Below are 7,702 nucleotides of genomic sequence, written 5' to 3'. Positions count from 1 at the left end.
TCCGTGTGCTCCGTGTTTCAGGCTTTTGCTTTCCGTCCTCGGCGCGCTGCCGGTCGTGACGCCGCGGTGGCGGCGACGGCGGGACTCGCGCTTCGCGCTCGACCCGCCCTACGGATCGCGTAGGGCGGTACGCGCACGCGCGTGCCGCCGTGGAGCGGCCCGAAGCAAAAGCGGAAAGCTTGAAACACGGAGCACACAGAGCACACAGGGGAAAAGCTCGTTGCTCGATTTGCTTTCTCCGTGTGCTCCGTGTGCTCCGTGTTTCAGGCTTTTGCTTTCCGTCCTCGGCGCGCTGCCGGTCGTGACGCCGCGGTGGCGGCGACGGCGGGACTCGCGCTTCGCGCTCGACCCGCCCTACGGATCGCGTAGGGCGGTACGCGCACCGCGCGTGCCGCCGGGACGTCGCAGGAAAAGCGAAGCGGAAGCGCAAAGATCGAAACACGAAGCACACGGAGCACACAGAGGAAAAGCTCTTCGCCTTCTTCGTGTGCCCTGTGTGCTTCGTGTTTCAGGCTCTTTCGGACTTCAGCCGTCCTCGAGGGCCGGTTCCGGTGCGGGCTTGCGGCGCGACGCGGGCCGCGCCGCGACCGTCGCCACCGCGGCCGGCGCCGCGAGCGCGGCGGCGAGCGCAGTGTCCGCGCGCTGCTGCTGCTGGGCGCAGAGGTCGGGGCAGAGCACGTGCATGTAGTCGGCGTCGAAGTTGAGCCGGTCGACGAGGAAGTCGATGAACGCGCGCACCTTCGGCGACGGCACGCGGCCGCGCGGGAACACCGCGTTGAAGTCGAGTTCGGGGCCGGTCCAGCCCGACAGCACGCGCCGCACGTGGCCGAGTTCGGCATACGGCTTGATCGTGACGTCGCTCGCGAGCATGAGGCCTTCACCCGACAGCAGCGCGCTGATCAGCGGTCCGGGGTCGTTCGCGACGAGGATCGGGTCGACGCGGTAGTCGTTGACCTGGTTGCCGTCGCCGAGCGTCCAGGCATAGGTGCCGTTCGTGCGCGATTTGTGCACCGCGAGTGCGCGATGGCGCACGAGTTCGTCCGGGTGCTGCGGCTCGCCGTAGCGCTCGATGTAGATCGGGCTCGCATAGACCTGGGTGCGGAACACCGACAGGCGCCGCGCGGCGAGGTTGGAGTCGGGCAGGTTGCCGACCCGCAGCCCGACGTCGAGTTCCTTCGCGATGAGGTCGAGCGGCTCCTGCGTGAGGACCAGTTCGACGCGCAGCTCGGGATGGCGCGCGTAGAACTCGCCGAGCAGCGGCGCGACCCAGGTGATGCCGATCGAATACGGCGCCGTCACGCGCAGCCAGCCGCGCGGCCCGCCCTGCAGCTGGCCGACCGCGCTCTCCGCCTCGTCGAGCTGGCGCGCGATCTGCTGGCAATGCTCGAAGTAGATCGCGCCGGCCTCCGTGAGGCCGAGCTTGCGCGTCGTGCGGTGCAGGAGCTGCGCGCCGAGGCGCTCCTCGAGTTCCTGCACCTTGCGGCTGACCGAGGTCTTGGGCAGGCGCAGCGCGCGCGCCGCTGCGATGAAGCTGCCATGCTCCACGACCTTGACGAAAATCAGGGTGTCGTTGAGGTCGCGGGCCATGCTCGACTCCAATCGGGGCAGGGATTGGCCCGATGTCGGGACGGTCATTCCCTCATTCAAGCTCTATTGAAGCGGAACTTGCGCCCTTACTCCACGGCGCGAGGCCAATCGCCGACCCGATCCCGCCCCGCTGTCGAACCGAGCATACCTGCTTCGTCGATGGGATGGATCGCCGCCGTCGGATGCCATGCAAACACCGAATAGCCGTGGACGGCGGGCCGGACGATGCTTTCCGCCGCACGCGCCGCCGTCGCCCACGAATCCGTATCGAAACCTGCATAACGAGGTCCACCCGATGAAATCGCGTCACGCATCCGTCATTTTCGCTCCGCGGCCGGCCGCCTTCGGGCTCGCCGCGGCGCTCGCCGTGGCGTTCGTCGCGGCCGGCTGCAGCAGCCAGGCCGCGCCCGGCGCCGCGGCGATGCCGCCGCCGCCCGAAGTCAGCGTCGCCCCGGTGCTGGTCAAGAACGTGCACCAGTGGGACGACTTCACCGGCCGCGTCTCCGCGGTGCAGACCGTCGAACTGCGCCCGCGCGTGAGCGGCTACGTCGACAAGGTCGCCTACAAGGAAGGCAGTGAAGTCGCCAAGGGCGACCTCCTGTTCGTGATCGACCAGCGCCCGTACCGCGCCCAGCTCGCCAAGGCGCAGGCCGACCTCGCACGCGCGCGCAGCGAAGCGCAGCTCGCGCGCACGCAGGATGCGCGTGCGCAGACCCTCGTCGCCGCGAAGGCGATCTCGCGCGAGGAGTTCGACACGCGCCACGCCGCAGTCGCGCAAGCCGAAGCCGCCGTGCGCGCGGCCGAGGCCGCGGTCACGACCGCCGAGCTCGACCTGCAGTTCACCGAGGTGCGCGCGCCGGTCGCCGGCCGCACGAGCAAGGCGATGATCACGGTCGGCAACCTCGCTCGCGCCGACGAGACCCTGCTCACGACCGTCGTCTCGATGGACCCGGTGTACGTCGACTTCGAAGGCGACGAGCAGGCCTACCTGCGCTACGCCGACCTCGCGCGCAAGGGCCAGCGCGCGGAACTGTCGAACCCGGTGCGCATCGGCCTCGCCAACGAGGACGGCTACCCGCACAAGGGCACGGTCGAGTTCGTCGACAACCGCATCGATCCGGCCACCGGCACGATCCACGCGCGCGCGGTGCTGCCGAACCCGGATCGCGCGCTAACGCCGGGCCTGTTCGCGCGCGTGCAGCTCGAGGGCAGCGCCGAGTTCAAGGCGATGCTCGTCGACGACAAGGCGATCCTCACCGACCAGGACCGCAAGTACGTCTACGTGCTCGGCCCGGACAACAAGGCCGTGCGCAAGGACATCGTGGCCGGCCGCGTCATCGACGGTCTGCGCGTGGTCGACTCCGGCCTCGACGAGCAGGACAACGTGATCGTCCGCGGCATCCAGAAGATCTTCTTCCCCGGCATGCCGGTGCAGCCGAAGACGATCGCGATGGACGAGAGCGCCGCGCCGCCGGCCAAGGATCCGGTCGCGATGAAGTAGCGGGCAGGCGGACCCACCCGGTGGCGTCATGCCCGCGCAAGCGGGCATCCATCGAAAAGCACGATGGACTCCCGCGTTCGCGGGGGTGACGACCCGGAGGGTTCCCGGACGAGACAAGGGCCGACGGGCGAGAGCGCCTGCGGTCTCCGATGCACAGTAACGCCGCCTCCGCATGGAGACGGTCCGGATGCGGCCGCGTGCCGCGCAAGGACACACACATGGACTTTTCCAGATTCTTCATCGACCGGCCGATCTTCGCCGCGGTGCTGTCGATCGTGATCTTCGCCGCCGGCCTGATCGCGATCCCGATCCTGCCGATCAGCGAGTACCCCGAGGTGGTGCCGCCGTCGGTGATCGTGCGCACGGTCTATCCGGGCGCCAACCCGAAGGTGATCGCCGATACCGTGTCGACGCCGCTCGAGGAAGCGATCAACGGCGTCGAGGACATGATGTACATCAAGTCGGTCGCCGGCTCCGACGGCGTGCTGCAGATGACCGTCACGTTCCGGCCCGGCACCGATGCCGACGACGCCGCGGTGCGCGTGCAGAACCGCGTGAGCCAGGCGCTCGCGCGCCTGCCAGAGGACGTGCGGCGCCAGGGCGTGACCACGCAGAAGCAGTCGCCGACCTTCCTCATGGTCGTGCACCTGACCTCGCCGAGCGGCAAGTACGACACGCTGTACCTGCGCAACTACGCGCGCATGCACGTCAAGGATTCGCTCGCGCGCCTGCCCGGCGTCGGCGACGCGCAGATCTTCGGCGGCGGCGACTACGCGATGCGCGCGTGGCTCGACCCGGACAAGATCGCCTCGCGCGGCCTCACCGCGGGCGACGTCGTCGGCGCGATGCGCGAGCAGAACGTGCAGGTCTCGGCCGGCCAGCTCGGCGCCGAGCCGATGCCGAGCAGCAACTTCCTCACGCTCATCAACGCGCAGGGCCGCCTCAAGACGCCGGAGGAGTTCGGCAACATCGTGCTCAAGGCCGGCGCGGACGGCGAGATCGTGCGCCTGTCCGACGTCGCGCGGCTCGAACTCGGCGCGGGCGACTACACCATGCGTTCGCAGCTGGACGGCAAGAACGCGGTCGGCATCGGCATCTTCCAGGCGCCCGGCGCGAACGCGCTCGAGATCCAGAAGTCCGTGATCTCGAACATGGACGAGATCGCCAAGCGCTTCCCCGAAGGCATCAAGTACGAGGCCGTCTACGACACCACGATCTTCGTGCGCGATTCGATCAAGGCGGTCGTGAGCACGCTGCTCGAGGCGGTGCTGCTGGTCGTGCTCGTCGTGATCCTGTTCCTGCAGACCTGGCGCGCGTCGATCATCCCGCTGATCGCGGTGCCGGTGTCGATCGTCGGCACGTTCGCCGCGCTGTACCTGCTCGGCTTCTCGATCAACACGCTGAGCCTGTTCGGCCTCGTGCTCGCGATCGGCATCGTCGTCGACGACGCGATCGTCGTGGTCGAGAACGTCGAGCGCAACATCGAGGAAGGGCGCACCCCGCTCGAAGCCGCGCACCAGGCGATGAAGGAAGTCTCCGGCCCGATCGTCGCGATCGCGCTCGTGCTCTGCGCGGTGTTCGTGCCGATGGCGTTCCTCAACGGCGTGACCGGCCAGTTCTACAAGCAGTTCGCGGTCACGATCGCGATCTCGACGGTCATCTCGGCGATCAACTCGCTGACGCTGTCGCCCGCGCTCGCCGCGCGCCTGCTGCAGTCGCACGACGCGCCGAAGGACGCGCTGTCGCGCCTCATCGACCGCCTGTTCGGCTGGGTGTTCCGCCCGTTCAACCGCTTCTTCAAGCGCAGCTCCGAGCGCTACCAGGGCGCGGTGTCGCGCACGCTCGTGCGCCGCGCGGCGGTGTTCGCGGTGTACGCGGTGCTGCTCGTCGCGACCGGGCTCATGTTCCGGATCGTGCCGCCGGGCTTCATCCCGACCCAGGACAAGCTGTACCTCATCGCGGGCGTGAAGACGCCGGAAGGCTCGTCGATCGAGCGCACCGACGCGCTGCTCAAGAAGGTCGCCGACATCGCGATGCAGACCGAAGGCGTCGCGCACTCGGTCGCGTTCCCGGGCCTCAATGCGCTGCAGTTCACCAACACGCCGAACACGGGCGTGGTGTTCTTCCCGCTCAAGCCGTTCAGCGAGCGCCACCGCTCCGCGGCCGAGATCGTCACCGAGATCAACCAGAAGATCGGCGGCCTGCAGGACGGCTTCACGTTCGCGCTGATGCCGCCGCCGATCCTCGGCCTCGGCAACGGCAACGGCTACCAGGCGTTCATCGAGGACCGCGACAACCTCGGCTACGGCGCGCTGCAGACCGCGGTGCAGTCGATGCAGGGCGCGATCGCGCAGACGCCGGGCATGGGCTTCCCGATCTCGAGCTACCAGGCCAACGTGCCGCAGCTCGACGCCGAAGTCGACCGCGTCAAGGCGAAGGCGCAGGGCGTGTCGCTGACCGGCCTGTTCGACACCTTGCAGACCTACCTCGGCTCGGTCTACGTCAACGACTTCAACCAGTTCGGGCGTACCTGGCAGGTCATCGCGCAGGCGGACGGCTCGTTCCGCGACAGCGTCGAGGACATCGCGAAGCTGCGCACGCGCAACGACCGCGGCGAGATGGTGCCGATCGGTTCGATGGTGAAGATCCACCAGACCTACGGCCCGGACCCGGTGCTGCGCTACAACGGCTACCCCGCGGCGGATCTCGCCGGCGAAGGCGACCCGCGCCTGCTGTCGTCGGCGCAGGCGATGGGCATCGTCGAAGGCACGGCCGCGAAGGTGCTGCCGAACGGCATGAAGATCGAATGGACCGATCTCAGCTACCAGCAGGCGACGCAGGGCAAGGCCGCGCTGGTCGTGTTCCCGCTCGCGATCCTGCTCGCGTTCCTCGTGCTCGCGGCGCTGTACGAAAGCTGGACCCTGCCGCTCGCGGTGATCCTGATCGTGCCGATGTGCATGCTCGCCGCGCTGCTCGGCGTCAAGCTCACCGGCGGCGACAACAACGTGTTCGTGCAAGTCGGCCTGGTCGTGCTCATGGGCCTCGCGTGCAAGAACGCGATCCTCATCGTCGAGTTCGCGCGCGAGCTCGAGATGCAGGGCAAGGGCATCGTCGAGGCCGCGCTGGAAGCGTGCCGCCTGCGCCTGCGTCCGATCGTGATGACCTCGATCGCGTTCATCGCGGGCACCGTGCCGCTCGTGCTCTCGCACGGCGCCGGCGCGGAAGTGCGTTCGGCGACCGGCATCACCGTGTTCGCCGGGATGCTGGGCGTGACCCTGTTCGGCCTGTTCCTCACCCCGGTGTTCTACGTCGCCCTGCGCAAGTTCGCCGGGCGGCCGCTGGTCTCGCACGCCGTGCATGCGCCGGCGCTCGAGGCCTGATTCCCTCCCCTCTTCGCAAGGACCTTCCCCATGACCACGCAAGACAAGATCGCCCTCGTCACCGGCGCCACCCGCGGCATCGGCCTGGAAACCGTCCGCCAGCTCGCCGAAACCGGCGTGCACACGATCCTCGCCGGCCGGAACCGCGACAGGGCCGTCGATGCGGCCCTGCGATTGCAGGCGCAAGGGCTTCCGGTGGAAGCCATCGCGCTCGACGTCACCGACGCCGACAGCATCGCCTCCGCCGCGCAACAGGTCGAAGCGCGCCACGGCCGCCTCGACATCCTCGTCAACAACGCCGGCATCCTGCTCGACGACATGGGCAAGCCGGTCTCCGGCCAATCGCTCGACACCTGGCGCGATACGTTCGATACCAATGTCTTCGGCGTGGTCGCGGTGACCCAGGCCTTCCTGCCTCTGCTGCACAAGTCCGATGCCGGCCGCATCGTCAACGTCTCCAGCGCGCTCGGTTCGGTGGCGCTGCACGCCGATCCGTCGTCCATCATCTACGACTTCAAGGTGCCCGCCTACAACGTGTCGAAGAGCGCGGTGAACGCCTGGACCGTACAGCTCGCCTACGAACTGAAGGACAGCGCGATCAAGGTCAACACCATCCATCCCGGCTACGTGAAGACCGACATGAACCATGTCGATGGCGAGCAGCGCGGCGAGCTGGACGTGCCCGACGGCGCGCGCACCAGCGTGCAACTGGCCTTGATCGGCAACGATGGTCCCAGCGGCGGCTTTTTCCATTTCGACCAGGTGCTGCCATGGTGAAATCGATCCTCTCCGCGGCCATCGCGGCCGGCCTGCTGGCGGCCTGCACGGTCGGTCCGGACTACGTGAAACCGGACGTTCCGGTGGCGGCCGCCTTCATCCGTGCGCCGGAAGCGGCGTCGGTGCCCGTCGCCGCCGACGCGCCGTTCTGGGAAGCCTTCGGCGACCCGATGCTCTCGTCCCTGGTGGCCGATGCGTTGCGCGCCAACCACGACCTGCGCATCGCCCTGGCCCACCGCGACCAGGCCGAAGCGCTGCTGCATGGCGCACGCTTCGATCGCCTGCCCACGGTCACCGCGAATGGCCAGGCAGCCGATGCCCGCAGCAGTGCCGACCAATTGCCCGGGGTTTCGCGCGAAGACCGCGATGCCCGCGACTACGGCACCGGCATCGCCGCCAGTTGGGAACTCGACCTGTTCGGCCGGATCCGGCGCAGCGTCGAGGCCGGCACCGCCAA

At 68.6% G+C, this 7,702-nt stretch carries 5 protein-coding genes; 4 read left to right on the top strand and 1 reads right to left on the bottom strand.

The annotated features are described in order from the left end of the window. Positions 1 to 525: 525 nt before the first annotated feature. The gene (locus tag VI238_RS14895; RefSeq protein ID WP_414650074.1) at positions 526 to 1,587 is read right to left on the bottom strand and encodes a LysR family transcriptional regulator; all 1,062 of its coding nucleotides are present in this window, start codon (positions 1,585 to 1,587) and stop codon (positions 526 to 528) included. A 295-nt stretch (positions 1,588 to 1,882) separates the two neighbouring features. Between VI238_RS14895 and VI238_RS14890 the strand changes: the two genes are divergently transcribed. The 4 genes from VI238_RS14890 to VI238_RS14875 all read left to right on the top strand — a co-directional run. Then, positions 1,883 to 3,088 (top strand): efflux RND transporter periplasmic adaptor subunit, encoded by a 1,206-nt coding sequence (locus VI238_RS14890; protein WP_331652740.1) that lies wholly within the window; start codon positions 1,883 to 1,885, stop codon positions 3,086 to 3,088. Positions 3,089 to 3,306: 218 nt separating this feature from the next. After that, entirely contained in the window at positions 3,307 to 6,468 is a 3,162-nt protein-coding gene (locus VI238_RS14885; protein ID WP_331652738.1) for a multidrug efflux RND transporter permease subunit, read from the top strand. Positions 6,469 to 6,498: 30 nt separating this feature from the next. After that, a complete protein-coding gene (locus VI238_RS14880; RefSeq protein ID WP_331652736.1) occupies positions 6,499 to 7,245 on the top strand; it encodes an SDR family oxidoreductase in 747 nt (248 codons plus the stop codon). After that, positions 7,239 to 7,702: TolC family protein (locus VI238_RS14875; RefSeq protein ID WP_331652734.1), on the top strand; the 464-nt coding region annotated here is incomplete at its 3' end. The genes VI238_RS14880 and VI238_RS14875, both read left to right, overlap by 7 nt.

The organism is Dokdonella sp., from assembly GCF_036518555.1.
In the GTDB taxonomy this organism is placed as follows: domain Bacteria; phylum Pseudomonadota; class Gammaproteobacteria; order Xanthomonadales; family Rhodanobacteraceae; genus Dokdonella_A.
Note: the sequence above shows the minus strand (reverse complement) of the source record. Positions and strands in the feature narration are given on the sequence as shown.